This window comes from Streptomyces sp. NBC_00390 (assembly GCF_036057275.1).
In the GTDB taxonomy this organism is placed as follows: domain Bacteria; phylum Actinomycetota; class Actinomycetes; order Streptomycetales; family Streptomycetaceae; genus Streptomyces.
Genome location: NZ_CP107945.1, coordinates 3022286 through 3036684, shown reverse-complemented (window position 1 = coordinate 3036684; position 14399 = coordinate 3022286). Strand labels below are relative to the sequence as shown.

The 14399-nt window shown below is 70.9% G+C and carries 17 protein-coding genes; 9 read left to right on the top strand and 8 right to left on the bottom strand.

Annotated elements, in window-relative coordinates; translation table 11 throughout:
- Positions 1-109 precede the first annotated feature (109 nt).
- Both OHS70_RS12710 and OHS70_RS12705 read left to right on the top strand, forming a co-directional pair.
- Positions 110-463: a DivIVA domain-containing protein gene (locus tag OHS70_RS12710; RefSeq protein WP_328396838.1), complete on the top strand. Its 354-nt coding sequence runs from the start codon at positions 110-112 to the stop codon at positions 461-463.
- Complete coding sequence (locus OHS70_RS12705; protein ID WP_328396836.1) at positions 460-1047, top strand: DNA-3-methyladenine glycosylase I; 588 nt, start codon at positions 460-462, stop codon at positions 1045-1047. Before OHS70_RS12710 ends, OHS70_RS12705 begins: the two co-directional genes overlap by 4 nt.
- 12 nt (positions 1048-1059) lie before the next feature.
- Here OHS70_RS12705 and OHS70_RS12700 read toward each other — a convergent pair whose 3' ends face one another.
- A complete protein-coding gene (locus OHS70_RS12700; RefSeq protein WP_328396834.1) occupies positions 1060-1860 on the bottom strand; it encodes an enoyl-CoA hydratase/isomerase family protein in 801 nt (266 codons plus the stop codon).
- A 312-nt stretch (positions 1861-2172) separates the two neighbouring features.
- Between OHS70_RS12700 and OHS70_RS12695 the strand changes: the two genes are divergently transcribed.
- Positions 2173-2340: a DUF3117 domain-containing protein gene (locus OHS70_RS12695; RefSeq protein WP_003966491.1), complete on the top strand. Its 168-nt coding sequence runs from the start codon at positions 2173-2175 to the stop codon at positions 2338-2340.
- A gap of 87 nt (positions 2341-2427) precedes the next feature.
- On the opposite strand, the gene OHS70_RS12690 is transcribed toward OHS70_RS12695, so the two are convergent.
- Positions 2428-3105 carry an O-methyltransferase gene (locus OHS70_RS12690; protein WP_328405588.1) on the bottom strand — a complete coding sequence of 226 codons (678 nt, stop codon included), beginning with the start codon at positions 3103-3105 and terminating at the stop codon, positions 2428-2430.
- Between the two features lie 131 nt (positions 3106-3236).
- Between OHS70_RS12690 and sigE the strand changes: the two genes are divergently transcribed.
- The 5 genes from sigE (at position 3237) to OHS70_RS12665 (ending at position 8103) form a co-directional block, all read left to right on the top strand.
- Complete coding sequence (gene sigE / locus OHS70_RS12685) at positions 3237-4007, top strand: RNA polymerase sigma factor SigE (RefSeq protein ID WP_328405586.1); 771 nt, start codon at positions 3237-3239, stop codon at positions 4005-4007.
- Positions 4004-4939, top strand: coding sequence for a zf-HC2 domain-containing protein (locus OHS70_RS12680; protein WP_328396832.1), 936 nt, complete (start codon positions 4004-4006; stop codon positions 4937-4939). The genes sigE and OHS70_RS12680 overlap by 4 nt, the downstream gene beginning before the upstream one ends.
- Positions 4940-5032: 93 nt before the next feature.
- Positions 5033-6745: a S1C family serine protease gene (locus OHS70_RS12675; protein WP_328396830.1), complete on the top strand. Its 1713-nt coding sequence runs from the start codon at positions 5033-5035 to the stop codon at positions 6743-6745.
- 155 nt (positions 6746-6900) lie between these two features.
- A complete protein-coding gene (locus tag OHS70_RS12670; protein WP_328396828.1) occupies positions 6901-7362 on the top strand; it encodes a sec-independent translocase in 462 nt (153 codons plus the stop codon).
- A gap of 117 nt (positions 7363-7479) precedes the next feature.
- On the top strand, positions 7480-8103 hold the full coding sequence (locus OHS70_RS12665; RefSeq protein WP_328396826.1) for a hypothetical protein: 624 nt from the start codon (positions 7480-7482) through the stop codon (positions 8101-8103).
- A gap of 78 nt (positions 8104-8181) precedes the next feature.
- Here OHS70_RS12665 and OHS70_RS12660 read toward each other — a convergent pair whose 3' ends face one another.
- Genes OHS70_RS12660 through OHS70_RS12650 form a run of 3 tightly spaced genes read right to left on the bottom strand, consistent with a single transcriptional unit; the run spans position 8182 to position 11226 of the window.
- Positions 8182-9315, bottom strand: coding sequence for an Mrp/NBP35 family ATP-binding protein (locus tag OHS70_RS12660; protein ID WP_328396824.1), 1134 nt, complete (start codon positions 9313-9315; stop codon positions 8182-8184).
- 44 nt (positions 9316-9359) lie between these two features.
- Complete coding sequence (locus OHS70_RS12655; RefSeq protein ID WP_328396822.1) at positions 9360-9953, bottom strand: DUF1003 domain-containing protein; 594 nt, start codon at positions 9951-9953, stop codon at positions 9360-9362.
- Positions 9946-11226 carry a magnesium transporter MgtE N-terminal domain-containing protein gene (locus OHS70_RS12650; protein WP_328396820.1) on the bottom strand — a complete coding sequence of 427 codons (1281 nt, stop codon included), beginning with the start codon at positions 11224-11226 and terminating at the stop codon, positions 9946-9948. The genes OHS70_RS12655 and OHS70_RS12650 overlap by 8 nt, the downstream gene beginning before the upstream one ends.
- Positions 11227-11408: 182 nt before the next feature.
- On the opposite strand from OHS70_RS12650, the gene OHS70_RS12645 reads away from it, so the two are divergent.
- On the top strand, positions 11409-12176 hold the full coding sequence (locus tag OHS70_RS12645; protein ID WP_328396818.1) for a hypothetical protein: 768 nt from the start codon (positions 11409-11411) through the stop codon (positions 12174-12176).
- Positions 12177-12185: 9 nt separating this feature from the next.
- Here OHS70_RS12645 and OHS70_RS12640 read toward each other — a convergent pair whose 3' ends face one another.
- From OHS70_RS12640 to OHS70_RS12630, 3 genes are all read right to left on the bottom strand, one after another.
- Positions 12186-12473: a hypothetical protein gene (locus OHS70_RS12640; protein ID WP_328396816.1), complete on the bottom strand. Its 288-nt coding sequence runs from the start codon at positions 12471-12473 to the stop codon at positions 12186-12188.
- 268 nt (positions 12474-12741) lie between these two features.
- Positions 12742-13251 (bottom strand): hypothetical protein, encoded by a 510-nt coding sequence (locus OHS70_RS12635; RefSeq protein WP_328396814.1) that lies wholly within the window; start codon positions 13249-13251, stop codon positions 12742-12744.
- Positions 13252-13279: 28 nt separating this feature from the next.
- Positions 13280-14395: a magnesium and cobalt transport protein CorA gene (locus tag OHS70_RS12630; protein WP_328396812.1), complete on the bottom strand. Its 1116-nt coding sequence runs from the start codon at positions 14393-14395 to the stop codon at positions 13280-13282.
- Between the last annotated feature and the right edge of the window lie 4 nt (positions 14396-14399).

Here is a 14399-nt window from a genome sequence, read left to right as displayed (position 1 = left end):
CCGCTGTTTCCTCCTCAGGTCGTCCGCCTGCGACCCTAACCGTCACAGTCCCGTGGCACGATCAGCACCTGACGGATTCCGCTCGGGGTGTTCGGGGAGAGGGTCGCTCGTGTTCTTGTTCTTGCTGATCGCCATGGTCGTGGTGGTCGCCGCGGTCACCCTCGCCGTGGTCGGCGGCGGCGACAGCGCGGCCCTGCCGGAGGCGGCCCCCGAACAGCTGGTGGACCCGCTGCCGGCGGGCCGCCCGCTCGCCCGCGCCGACATCGACGCCGTACGGCTGCCCATCGGTGTGCGCGGCTACCGGATGGCGGACGTGGACGAGGTCCTCACCCGGCTGGGCGCGGAGCTCGCCGAGCGCGATGCGCGGATCGCCGAGCTCGAGTCGGCGCTGGCCGGTGCACAGGCCGGCGCCACGGGCCGCCCCGATCTGTTCACCAAGCCGGGCGAGGAGCGGGACCAGTGACCGGCGGGGCCGTGGCCGGTCCCGACGGCAGACTGCGCTGCCCCTGGGGGCTGTCGACGGACGACTATGTCGCGTACCACGACAAGGAGTGGGGCCGCCCCGTCCACGGCGACGACGCCCTGTTCGAACGGCTCTGCCTGGAGGCGTTCCAGTCCGGACTGTCCTGGATCACCATCCTGCGCCGCCGGGAGGGCTTTCGCAGTGCCTTCGCCGACTTCAAGATCGCCTCGGTGGCCGAGTTCACCGACGCCGACAAGGAGCGCCTGCTCACCGACGAGGGCATCATCCGCAACCGGGCCAAGGTCGAGGCGACCCTCGCCAACGCGCGCGTGCTCGCCGACTGGTCCGCCGGCGAGCTCGACGCCCTGATCTGGTCGTACGCCCCTGATGCCGCGAAGCGGCCGGCGCCGCGCTCCATCGCCGACGTAGCCGCGGTCACGGACGAGTCCACGGCGATGGCGAAGGCGCTCAAGAAGCGGGGCCTGCGCTTCATCGGCCCGACGACCGCCTACGCGCTCATGCAGGCCTGCGGTCTGGTCGACGACCATCTCGCCGACTGCGTCTTCCGCGGCGCCAGGGCCTGACCCCGGACGGGCTCAGCGGCCGACGTACTTCGGCGGTTCCTTGGCCAGGAACGCCTTGACCGCGATGGTGTGGTCCTCGGACGCGCCGGCCTTCGCCTGGAGCTCCTCCTCCTTGTCGAGTGCCTCGCTCAGCGAGTGGTCGGCGCCGTACGCGAGGGACTCCTTCAGCGACGCGTAGGAGACCGTCGGGCCGTCGGCCAGGGCCCGGGCGACCGCGTGGGCCTCGGCGGCCAGGTCGTCCGCCGGGACCAGCTTGTTCACGATTCCCAGCTCGTACGCCTCCTGTGCGGAGATCGAACGCGGGAACAGCATCAGATCGGCGGCGCGGCTGTGGCCGACCAGCCGGGGCAGCGTCCACGACATCCCCGAGTCGGCGGTCAGCGCCACGCCCGCGAAGGAGGTGTTGAACTTGGCGGTGTCGGCCACGACGCGGTAGTCGGCGGCGAGCGCGAAGCCGAACCCTGCGCCGGCGGCGACTCCGTTGACGCCGGCCACGACGGGCTTCGGCATCTCGGTCAGCGCCCGGACGATCGGGTTGTAGTGCTCCTTCACGGTGTTCATCACCTCGCCGGAGCCCGACTCGTGGGCCGCGATCAGCAGCCCCACATGCTCCTTGAGGTCCTGGCCCACGCAGAAGGCGCGCCCGGTCGCGGTGAGCAGTACGGCACGTACGGAAGTGTCTGCGGCGGCGGCCTGGGCTGCGTCGCGCAGAGCCACCTTGGCCTCCACGTTCATGGCGTTCATCGCCTCGGGCCGGTTGATCGTGATCGTCGCAAGTCCGTCGCTCACGTCGTACAGCACGGAGTCGGCCATGTCAGGGTCCCCTTTGTCGGCTCAACGGCGTTGTCGAGGCCAGCATGGCGGAGATCAACGGCGCCGGACATGTGAGCTGCGTCAAACATTGCGCGCCGCGCCGGACTCGGGCGGGGGCGAAGTATCGCAGGCGGATCGCCGAATTGGGTGGTTTTGAGAGAGCGCGTTGCGCAAGCGATGCCGACTGATGTTGGTCATTGGGTCCCGCCATGCGGGATAATGACCTGGAAGCAATGTGTTCGATGCCGGTGAGGTGTGCCCATCCAGGGGCCGTCGGCTGACGATGAGCTGGTTTCAGGAAGGGGAACGAGCATGGCGGCCATGAAGCCGCGGACGGGCGACGGCCCGCTCGAGGTGACCAAGGAGGGGCGGGGCATCGTCATGCGCGTTCCGCTCGAAGGCGGCGGTCGGCTTGTCGTCGAGCTGACTCCGGACGAAGCGGATGCACTCGGTGACGCCCTGAAGAAGGTTGTCGGCTGACGCGCCCTGACACTTCGCTGCCCCGGTACCGACGGTGCCGGGGCAGTGGTGTTTCCGGAGAAGTTTCCGGGACCCGCACCCGGGGCGTCAGCTGCGGCGGACCGCGCAGAGCAGGCCGTCGCCCACCGGGAGCAGCGTCGAGAGCAACTCATGGCTCTCCCGTACCGCGCGCAGCAGTTCGCGCAGCCGCAGTACCTCGACGGGCTGTGCCGCGGAGTCGACCGTACGGCCGTCGGCGAAGACGCCCTCGAAGCAGACCAGGCCGCCCGGACGCAGCAGGCGCAACGATTCAGCGAGGTAGTCGAGCGACTCCGCACGGTCACCGTCGCAGAACACGAGGTCGTAGCCGCCGTCCGCGAGCCGCGGCAGCACGTCCAGCGCACCGCCCGGGATGAAACGCGCCCGGTTCGCGGCGAAGCCGGCCGCGCGGAAGGCCTCGCGGGCGAACTGCTGCCGTTCCGGCTCCAGGTCCACCGTGGTCAGTACGCCGTCCGGGCGCATGCCCTGGAGCAGATAGATTCCCGAGACGCCGGTGCCGGTCCCGATCTCGGCCACCGCCTTGGCGTCCGTCGTGGCAGCCAGCAGTCGCAGCGCGGCGCCGGTGCCCGGTGACACCGAGGACAGCCCTGACTCCCGGGCCCGCTCGCGGGCCCAGCGCAGAGCGTCGTCCTCGGCGACAAAGGCGTCGGCGAACGCCCAGCTCGTCTGCCGGTTGGCGGTAATGACCCTCTCCTGTCCCCGTAGTTGGCGCGACGCTGACTGTATCCGCTGCGCCCGGGAACCCGCAGATGGGACCGGGCGTTGTGCAGGACAGGGGAAAGCGCTCGGGATCAAGGCCGGAGCCGGACCCAAATCGACGTAAAGATTCTTATCCGGAGCTAACGGGCGAGGTGGCTATGGTAGGGGCTCCGCTGGATACCACCAGAGCCGACAGGGGAGGTGCGGCTGCAGCTGCGGATCGGGGAGGGGTGCTCAGGCGCCTTCTCAGGTCGGCGGGTGAGCCGAAATCCGTGACCAAGACCGCTGACAGTTCTCTGCCGACCGAACCCGTAGCCACCGCGACCTTCGCATCGGACGCGGAATCGCAGGCATGGACTCCGCCCACCTGGGAGGAGATCGTCAGCACGCACAGCGCCCGGGTCTACCGCCTGGCCTACCGCCTGACCGGGAACCAGCACGACGCCGAGGACCTCACCCAGGAGGTCTTCGTCCGTGTCTTCCGCTCGCTGTCGACGTACACGCCGGGCACCTTCGAGGGCTGGCTCCACAGGATCACCACCAACCTCTTCCTGGACATGGTCCGCCGCAAGCAGCGGATCCGCTTCGACGCGCTGGGTGACGATGCCGCGGAGCGGCTGCCCAGCCGCGAGCCGTCCCCGCAGCAGGTCTTCAACGACAGCCACTTCGACGCGGATGTCCAGCAGGCGCTGGACACGCTCGCCCCCGAGTTCCGCGCCGCCGTGGTGCTCTGTGACATCGAGGGACTGTCGTACGAGGAGATCGCCGCGACCCTGGGCGTGAAGCTCGGCACCGTCCGCAGCCGTATCCACCGTGGCCGTTCCCATCTGCGCAAGGCCCTGCAGCACCGCTCGCCGGAGGCCCGTGCGGAGCAGCAGCGTTCCCTGGCGGGTGTGGTCGGCCTGGCGGGGGAGGGCGGGTCGGCGTGAGCGGCACCAGTCCCACCCCCGCGGAGCAGCATCTGGGGGACCGGCTCGCCGCCCTGGTGGACGGTGAGCTCAGTCATGACGTCCGGGACCGGGTACTGGCCCATCTGGCCACCTGTCCCAAGTGCAAGGCCGAGGCAGACGCCCAGCGCCGGCTGAAGAGCGTGTTCGCCCAGGCCGCCCCGCCGCCGCTCTCCGAGGGGCTTCTCGCGCGGCTTCAAGGGCTCCCCGCGGGCCCCGCGGGGAGCGATGACGACGACCAGGCAGGACCCTTCGGCGGACGGCGCAGCGCCGACGGAGTCTTCGGAGCGCTGAAACCGTCCGCGGGGCATACGCGCGACCCCCGCGCGGAGACGTTCGGCTACGTCCCCGGGGGCGCCCACGCGGCCGTCCTGCCCGGGGGCGGGAGCGGCTTCCGGATCCACGAGGTGGGCCGCGCGGAGGCCGAGCGTTCGCCGTGGCTCGGCCGCCGGTTCGCCTTCGCGGCGGCCAGCGCGGTCTCCTTCGCCGCGATCGCGCTGGGCGGCGCCATCCCCCTGGACGCCGTGACGGACAGCAGCGCCAGGGGACAGGGCCCTGGCAAGGTCACTCCGCTGCGTACGGCGGGACCGGCCGCTGCCACAGGCTCCCAGGGCGGGACGGCCGCCGCGCGGGGCGCCGACTCCGAGCGCCGTCGCACCGGCGGCAGCGGCGCGGTCCTGCCGCAGACCCGGACGGTCGCGGCCACCGCACCCGGGGAGCCCGCGGGCGAGCCGCCGAGCCGGCCGTTCGCGGCCTCGCTGCTGGCCCCGTCCACCGCTTCCCTGTCGCCGCTGATACGCCCGACGGGTTCGACGTTCCAGCCGGCGACGGCGCCCGGAGTCACCCCGAGCACCAGCCCGGTCCCCACGGATCTCGCGCGCCCGACGCGGCCTTCCGTGTCGCAACTGCGCTGACCAGGACCCTGCGCACGGATTCGCAAACCTGGTTGAATCCTGGGAGGTGCCCCGTGGGGGCGCTGGCACGGGCCGGCAGTTTGCGGGGAGAGCATGAACGACGGGAAGCCCACCGGAGCGAAGGCGAAGTGGTGGAGCCGCCCCAGCGCGGGCAGCGGCAGCGCCTCCGGACCGGAGGCGCCCGCCCCCGAGGAAGCACAGCACACGCAGCAGGACCCGCTGGCGGCGCCGGCGGCAGCAGACGCGCCGACGGCACACGCGGAAACCACGGCAGCGCTCACGGACACCACAGCGCATACCGACACCACCGTGCGCATGGACACCACCGTGCCGGCGGACTCCGTGCCGGCGGCCGTCACCGAGCCGGTGAGCCGCCCGCAGCCGCTGCACGCCCCTGACCCGTACAGCACTCCGCCGTACGGCGGCCCCGGGCCGTGGGCGCCCGCACCCCCCGTACAGCGGCCGGTGCCGACGCCCGCGCACGGCACGCCCGTGCCGCAGCAGTACATGGCACCGGGGGCACCCCAGCCCCAGCCGCCGCAGCCCCTGCGCCAGCCGCCTCATGTGACCCAGCCGCTGCCGCCGCAGGCTCCCCCGCCCCAGGACCGGCCGCAGCCGCTGTCGTCGGTGTGGCTCCAGTACGACCCGTGGAGCGCCCCCGGGCAGCCGCTCACCCACCACGGTGAGCCGGTGAAGAAGCGCCGGCGTGGCCCGCTGCTGATCGGCGCGGTCGTGCTGGCCCTGGCCGCGGGTGGTACGGGCGGCGCGATCGGCGCGTACATCGAGCGCAACGGCGGCATCACCCAGGTCGAACTGCCGCAGGCCGGGCACGAGAGCGGCGACCGCGCGCCCGACAGCGTGGCGGGCATCGCCGCCAGCGCCCTGCCGAGCGTGGTCACCCTCCATGTCAGCGGCGGCGAAGAGCAGGGCACCGGCACCGGCTTCGTACTCGACCGTGAGGGGCACATCCTCACCAACAACCACGTCGTCGATCCGGCGGGCTCCTCCGGCGACATCTCGGTCACGTTCAGCGGCGGCGAGACCGCCGACGCGACGCTGGTGGGCAAGGACAGCGGCTACGACCTCGCCGTCGTCAAGGTGACCGGCGTCTCCGGCCTCAAGCCGCTGCCGCTCGGCAACTCCGACAACGTCCGGGTCGGCGATCCGGTGGTCGCCATCGGAGCACCCTTCGACCTTCAGAACACCGTGACCTCCGGCATCATCAGCGCCAAGGAGCGTCCCATCACGGCGGGCGGCGAGAAGGGCGACGGCAGCGACATCAGCTATGTCGACGCGCTCCAGACCGACGCCCCGATAAACCCCGGCAACTCCGGCGGCCCGCTGGTCGACGCCAAGGCGCGGGTCATCGGGATCAACAGCGCCATCCGGGCCGCGGACAGCGGCGCCGGCGCCGACGGGGGCCAGGCCGGGTCCATCGGCCTCGGCTTCGCGATCCCCATCAACCAGGGCAAGCGCGTCGCCGAAGAGCTGATCAACACCGGCAAGGCCACGCACCCGGTGATCGGCGTCAGCCTCGACATGAAGTTCACCGGCGACGGCGCACGCGTCGGCGAGAAGGGCAAGGACGGCGCCCCGGCCGTCACGCCGGGCGGGCCCGCTGCCAAGGCGGGCATCGAACCGGGCGACGTCATCACCAAGGTCGACGGCCAGCGGGTGCACAGTGGTGAGGAGCTGATCGTCAAGATCCGCGCCCACCGCCCCGGCGACCGGCTGGAGCTGACCCTGGAGCGCGGTGACGCCGAGCGGACGATGACGCTCACCCTCGGCTCCGCCGACAGCAGCTGACCGGCGCGGCAACGGGCGGCGCAGGCCATCCGGCGGCCACCGCCCGGGCCGCCGGAAGGTACCGCGCGGACAGTTTCGACGGGTACCGTGGATCGGGCCCGGACCCCGTCCGACCTGTCGGCAGCGAAGACGAAGAGAACACGAGGAGCAGCAGGGTGTTCAACGACATAGGCGGACTGGAGCTGGCGGCGCTCGTCGTCCTCGCCGTGCTCATCTTCGGCCCCGACAAGCTGCCGAAGCTCATCCAGGACGTCACCCGCACGATCCGGAAGATCCGTGCGTTCTCGGAGAGCGCCAAGGAGGACATCCGCAGCGAGCTGGGTCCGGAGTTCAAGGACTTCGAGTTCGAGGACCTCAATCCCAAGGCGTATCTCCGCAAGCAGCTCGCGGAGAACGAGGATCTGAAGGACCTCAAGGAGCTGCGCAGCAGCTTCGATCTCAAGAAGGAGATCGAAGAAGTCGCCGACGCCGTCAACGGCACGGAGCGCGCCGACGCGCCCGGCACCTCGGTTCCCGCCGCCGTGGGAGGCTCGGCGACCGGCGCCCCCGACCTGCTCAAGAAGCGCGAAAAGCTTGATCGGGACGAGCGCCCGCCGTTCGACGCAGACGCCACCTGAACCTGTCAATCCCTTCGACCGGGTGCGGGCTGGCTATTCTCTCCATCTGTCCGGGAGTGAGGACGCCCGAGGGGGGCGGGACCGCTCCAAGCCTGGAAGACGGAGGAGGCCGAGCACATGGCGACGACGAGTCGGGTGGCGGCACAGGATACGGCTGGTGCATATCTGAGCGCGGCCTTCCCCTGGTACGGCCTGGACGAGGCCTTCGCGGGCCCGCGGCGGCTGATGAAGGTCGGCATCGCCGCCGACGGCACGGTCCAGCACGGAGCGATGGGCCACGGCGACGAGCCGTCGATACGGCCGGAGGCAGCAGGCGCCGAGAAGGAGCGCTTCGCCGTCGTCGTCACGGTCGCCGCCAGCCCCGTCAGACGCAGCCCGGACGGCACGGGCATGCTCGACGCCACGAGCGTCTCCTCCGCGGCCTGGCTGGCGGGTTCGGGGCTGCTCGCCCATACCTGGCCCCCGCAGCTGGACCACTCGCTGCGTGACGACTGGCTCGACCAGCAGACCGAGACGGCCTTCGCGCTCGCCGACGACCTGACCGGCCCGCCCTGGTCGATGCTCTCGCTGCCGGTGGACGGGGTGCCGACGCCTTTCCACTACCGGGAGTCCGAGTTCGGCTGGGTGCTGGCCGGGACGACCGGCACCGGGGGCGTGCACATCGGGGCGTACGGGCGCGGGATGAGCGCCTACGGACTCGGGTTCTCGGTGGTCGAGGATCTGTCGGTGTACGACGCGTAGGACGCGTGCACGGCGCGCCGGCGCAGGCATGACGAAGGGGGCGCTGCTCGGTGCGAGCAGCGCCCCCTTCGCCGTGGCTCAGAACTTGTTGCGCGGAGTGATGCCCAGCGACATGCCCGACAGGCCGCGCTGGCGGCCGCCCAGCTTGCCCGCGATCGCACGCAGCGCCGAACCGGCGGGCGAGTCCGGGTCGGTCAGCACGACCGGCTTGCCCTCGTCGCCGCCCTCGCGCAGCCGGACGTCGATCGGGATCGAGCCCAGAACCGGCACATTCGCGCCGGTCGTCTTCGTCAGGCCCTCGGCGACACTCTGCCCGCCGCCGGTACCGAAGACATCGACCATCTCGTCGCAGTGCGGGCACGGCAGGCCCGACATGTTCTCGACCACACCGACGATCTTCTGGTGTGTCTGCACGGCGATCGACCCGGCACGTTCGGCGACCTCCGCGGCCGCCTGCTGCGGCGTGGTGACGACCAGGATCTCCGCGTTCGGGACCAGCTGCGCGACCGAGATCGCGATGTCGCCCGTACCCGGCGGCAGGTCCAGCAGCAGGACGTCCAGGTCGCCCCAGTACACGTCCGCGAGGAACTGCTGCAGCGCCCGGTGCAGCATCGGGCCGCGCCACACGACCGGTGCGTTGCCCGGGGTGAACATCCCGATGGAGATGACCTTCACGCCGTTCGCCGACGGCGGCATGATCATGTTCTCGACCTGGGTGGGACGGCCGTCCGCGCCCAGCATGCGCGGCACGCTGTGCCCGTAGATGTCGGCGTCGACGACGCCGACCTTCAGCCCGTCGGCCGCCATGGCGGCGGCCAGGTTCACGGTCACGGAGGACTTGCCGACGCCGCCCTTGCCGGAGGCGACCGCGTACACCCTGGTCAGCGACCCGGGCTTGGCGAAGGGCACCTCGCGCTCGGCGGTCGTGCCCCGCAGTGACGCGGCGAGATCCTTGCGCTGCTCGTCGCTCATCACGTCCAGCGTGACCTCGACGCGGGTGACGCCCTCGACGCGGGCGACCGCATCGGTCACGTTCTTGGTGATCGTCTCGCGCATGGGACAGCCCGAGACGGTGAGGTACACCGTGACGGCGACCGTGCCGCCGTCCCGGATGTCGACCGACTTCACCATGCCCAGTTCGGTGATCGGTCGGTTGATCTCGGGGTCGTTCACCGTCGCCAGTGCCTCAAGCACCGCGTCTTCCGTAGCCATACGGACGATGGTACGGCGCTCACCGCCACGGCCGGAAAGCCCTCTCAGCGGTCGCCTTCATCACGTCCCCGAGAGGGGCCGTGCGGGAATAGGACGCGCTGCTCCTCGATGTCCTTGATCAGATCCTGCAGTTCGGAGCGGATCCAGTCCCGGGTCGCCACCTCGCCGAGGCCCATCCGCAGAGCTGCGATCTCCCGGGTCAGATACTCCGTGTCCGCGATCGACCGCTCGTTCTGCTTGCGGTCCTGCTCCAGATTGACCCGGTCGCGGTCGTCCTGCCGGTTCTGCGCCAGCAGGATCAGCGGGGCCGCGTAGGACGCCTGCAGGGACAGGGCGAGGGTGAGAAAGATGAACGGGTACTCGTCGAAGCGCAGGTCGCTCGGTGCGCTGATGTTCCACACGACCCAGGCGATGATCGTCAGGGTCATCCAGACGAGGAAGCGCCCCGTCCCCAGGAAGCGGGCGATCTTCTCGGAGAGCCGCCCGAAGGCTTCCGGGTCGTACTCCGGCAGCAGAGCGCGGCGCGGCGCCCGCGGCACGTCCAGGCGGGCCCGCGGTCGCGACGCCGCGGTCGCCCCGGACGGCATGCGCTCCTTCGGCTCGCCCCGCTCGAAGGGCCTCTGGTCGCCGCTACCCATCGACGGCCTCCTCGCCGGAGGAGAACGCCTCGAACTCCGTCTCGCGCCAGTCCTCCGGGAGCAGATGGTCCAGCACGTCGTCGACGGTCACGGCCCCCAGCAGTGCACCGCTCTCGTCGACGACGGGCGCCGCGACCAGGTTGTACGCCGCGAGATAACTGGTCACGGCGGGCAGCGACGTGTCCGGCGCCAGCGGCGGAAGATCGTTGTCCACGATGGAGCTGACCAGCGCGAACGGCGGATCGCGCAGCAGCCGCTGGAAGTGCACCGTGCCCAGGTACTTTCCGGTCGGCGTCTCGTCCGGCGGCCGGCACACGTACACCTGTGCGGCGAGGGCGGGGGACAGGTCCCGCTGGCGCACCCGTGCCAGGGCGTCCGCCACCGTGGCGTCCGGCCGCAGCACGATCGGCTCCGTGGTCATCAGGCCGCCCGCCGTGCGCTCCTCGTACGACAGCAGCCGCCGTACATCCGCGGCCTCGTGCGGCCGCATCAGCGCCAGCAGCTGCTCCTTGTCCTCCTCGGGCAGTTCGGACAGCAGGTCGGCGGCGTCGTCGGGGTCCATGGCCTCCAGCACGTCGGCCGCCCGCTCCTGCTTCAGCTTGCCGAGGATCTCCACCTGGTCGTCGTCCGGGAGCTCCTCGAGCACATCGGCGAGCCGGTCGTCGTCGAGGGCGGCGGCCACCTCGGCGCGTCGCTTCGGCGACAGATGGTGCAGCACATTGGCGAGGTCGGCCGCGCGCAGCTGCTCGAACGTGGCGAGCAGGCTCTCCGCGCCCTGTCCGTGCTCCTCCAGCGAGAAGCCGGTGACGGCCGACCACTCGACGGTCAGCGTCTCGCCCTTGCGGCGCAGCGCCCCGCCCTTGCCCTTGCGTACGAAGACCTTGTCGATCTCCCAATCGCGGCGGGCCGGCAGCTGCTGGATCGACACATCGAGGACGGTGGCCACCTCGCCGCTCTCCACCAGCTCCACCCGCCGGTCGAGCAGTTCGCCCAGCACCAGCCGCTCGGTCGGACGCTGCTCGAACCGGCGCATGTTCAGCACACCGGTGGTGATGACCTGGCCCGACTCGACGCCGGTCACGCGGGTCATGGGCAGAAAGATGCGGCGGCGGCTGATGACCTCGACGACCAGACCGAGCAGCCGGGGCGGCCGGCGGCCGACACGCAGCATCGCCACCAGGTCGCGCACGCGGCCCACCTGGTCGCCGTTGGGGTCGAAGACCGGGACGCCCGCGAGGTGCGAGACGAAGACACGAGGCACGCCTGCCGCCATGCTCAGCGCCTCCTCCGTGCACGCTCTTTGCCCGGTAAACCGTGCTGTTCGACTGGTTCAGGCTAGCCCGTACGGTTCGGGCGTGCCCTGGTCGGCATCCGTACGGCTCTCTGATGAACACGGAGGTCGGCACAGGTACGCTGCGGTCTGCCGTCCCCCCACCGACGAGAGGCAGTGCGCTGGTGACTCCCCTCCTTCCTGCTTCCCGGGCCCGCCGGGCCGCGCTGCGGGTGGCCGTGTGCGCCGGGCTGACCGTTCTGCTCACGGCATGCGGTGAGGATCCGGACGCGGGGACCAACGGCGTCGGCAGACTCAGCGCGGTCGAGATCGAGACCAAGGCGCGCAAGGCGGTGGACGGGGCCGATTCGGTGCGCCTGTCCGGGACGCTGGTGAGCAAGGGCGGCTCGTACAGACTGAACATGCGCCTCAAGCACGAGGGCGGCACGGGATCGGTCACCACGAAGGACAACACCTTCGAACTGCTGCGAGTGGGCGACGCCCTCTATCTGAAGGCCGATGCCGGCTTCTGGACCCACTCGGGCGCCAAGGACGGCAAGGAGCCCAGCAAGTCGGACTCCGCAGCCGCGGACAAGCTCGACGACAAGTACGTGAAGGTGCCCGAGGGGGACCCGGCGTACAAGCAGTTCCGCGGCTTCACGGACATGGACGTACTGCTGGACGGGCTGCTCGGGATGCAGGGCGAGCTCACCAAGGGCGACCGGACGAAGGTCGGCGGCGTCCGCACCATCAAGGTGACCGGCGGCAACGGCGAGGGCGGCATCCTGGACGTCTCGCTGGAGGGCGAGCCGTATCCCCTCCAGTTCGCGCGTGCCGGCGGCGCGGGGGTGCTCACGCTGGGCGACTGGGACAAGGAATTCGCCCTGGCGGAGCCGTCGAAGGAGGAGACGGTCGACTACGGACGCCAGCTCCCCAGGACCTCGGGCGACTGACGCGGGGCGTCAGCGTTCCTCGACGATCTCGAGGATCCGGGTCTTCGGCGTACCGACCAGGGCGCGGGCGGTCTCGCTGGTCGCCCAGATCTTCTCCACCAGTGCGTCACGGAAGTTCTCCGCGGCGGCGGCCGTGTCGAAGTCGAGGTCGAGGGCGATGCGGTGCGGGTCGTCGAGAGGCTGCATGACCCGGTAGGCGCGCACGCCCGCGTGCCTGCGGAAATCGGCGAACCGGTCGAACCCGGATTTCCAGGTGTCGAGGTCGGTGATCTCGTGCTCGATACGGAGCGTGGCCATGCTGCCTCCGGGGCCGGGCGGCGTGTCACCTTCCATGCTGAAAACCCCGCGGATGCCTGGCAAGCCCACGCACCCGCGACGGCCGCCGGAACAGCCCCGCCCGGAGCACCCCGGCGCCCCCGGGCCTCTCCTTCCGGATCCTGCCGGGCTCGCGTACCCCTGGATTCCCCCTGGCCCTTCGGGCACGGGGATGACCCGGCACCGGACTCGGCCGCTCGCTGATCCGGCCTGATCCGGCCTGATCCGGCCTGATCCGGAAGAAGGATGCCTAGCGCTTCCCGCGGCGCTTCAGGAGCAGGCGGGGCAGGGCCGCGGGGATCGGGCGGCGTGTCGTTGCGGGGGTCGGGAGAGGCACGGCCGCCGACGAACCGTCCGGGAAGGCCGTGCCACTGTCCTGCGGGGCAAGGCGCAGCACCCGGGACTCGCGGGCCCAGCGCTGCGTCAGCTCCTCCGCGTCGGGAGCGTTCAGGCGCTTGCCCTTGAGCTCCGCGACCACCGACTCCCACGCCTCGGAGAGCGGTGCGACCTCGCTCACCCGTGCCGTCCAGGCCACCAGCCGGCCGCCCTTGTCCTTGCTGCGTACGGTGACTTCCGCCGTGCCGCCGTCCGTGAGACCTGGCAGCGGCTGCTCGCCGGGGCCGTCGCCGACGATGTACGCCGCGCCCTCGTGCCATACATGCCACAGGGCGCGCGCCGGGCCGTCGCCCCGCACCCAGATGAGGCCCGACTTCTTGGTGGCCTCCTCGACGAGCGCCCGACCGAGCAGCTGATCTGTCATACGCGCAGCCTAACGGGAGCCGGTTGCCCTACAGCCAGCCGTTGCGCTTGAGAGTGCGGTGGATGGTGAAACAGACGGCGATGATGCCGGTGAGCACCATGGGGTAGCCGTACTTCCACTCCAGTTCCGGCATGTACTCGAAATTCATGCCGTAGACCCCGCAGACCGCCGTCGGGACGGCGATGATCGCCGCCCATGAGGTGATCTTGCGCATGTCCTCGTTCTGCGCCACCGTCGCCTGCGCCAGGTTGGCCTGGAGGATCGAGTTCAGCAGTTCGTCGAAGCCGATGACCTCCTCCTGCACCCGGGCCAGGTGGTCGGCGACGTCGCGGAAGTACTTTTGGATGTCCGGGTCGACCAGCCGCATCGGCCGCTCGCTGAGAAGCTGCATCGGGCGCAGCAGCGGGGAGACGGCCCGCTTGAACTCCAGCACCTCGCGCTTGAGCTGGTAGATCCGCCCGGCGTCGCTGCCGCGCGGGCTTCCCTTGGCAGGCGCGGAGAACACGTCGATCTCGACCTCGTCGATGTCGTCCTGCACGGCCGCGGCCACCGCGATGTAGCCGTCGACGACGTGGTCGGCGATGGCGTGCAGCACCGCCGAGGGGCCCTTCGCCAGCAGTTCGGTGTCCTTCTGCAGCCCGTGCCGCAGGGCCCGCAGGGACCCCTTGCCGCCGTGCCGCACGGTGATGACGAAGTCCCGCCCGGTGAAGCACATCACCTCGCCGGTCTCGACGACCTCGCTGGTCGCGGTCAGCTCGGCGTGCTCCACGTAGTGGATGGTCTTGAAGACGGTGAACAGCGTGTCGTCGTACCGCTCCAGCTTGGGTCGCTGGTGGGCGTGGACCGCGTCCTCCACGGCCAGCGGGTGCAGCCCGAACTCCGCCGCGATACCGGCGAACTCCTCCTCCGTCGGCTCGTGCAGCCCGATCCAGGCGAAGCCGCCGCCCTCCCGCACCCGCAGCATCGCTTCGTGCGGTGTCTGGCAGGACGCGCTCTCCAGCCGCTCCCCGTCGCGATAGACGGCGCAGTCGACGACCGCGCTGGAGGCGGACGGGTCACGCGTGGTGTCGTAGCTGTTGTACGGGGTGGCGCTCTTGCGCAGGGCGGGGCGGACCGCTGCGCGCAGGTCACGGATCATCGACATGGCT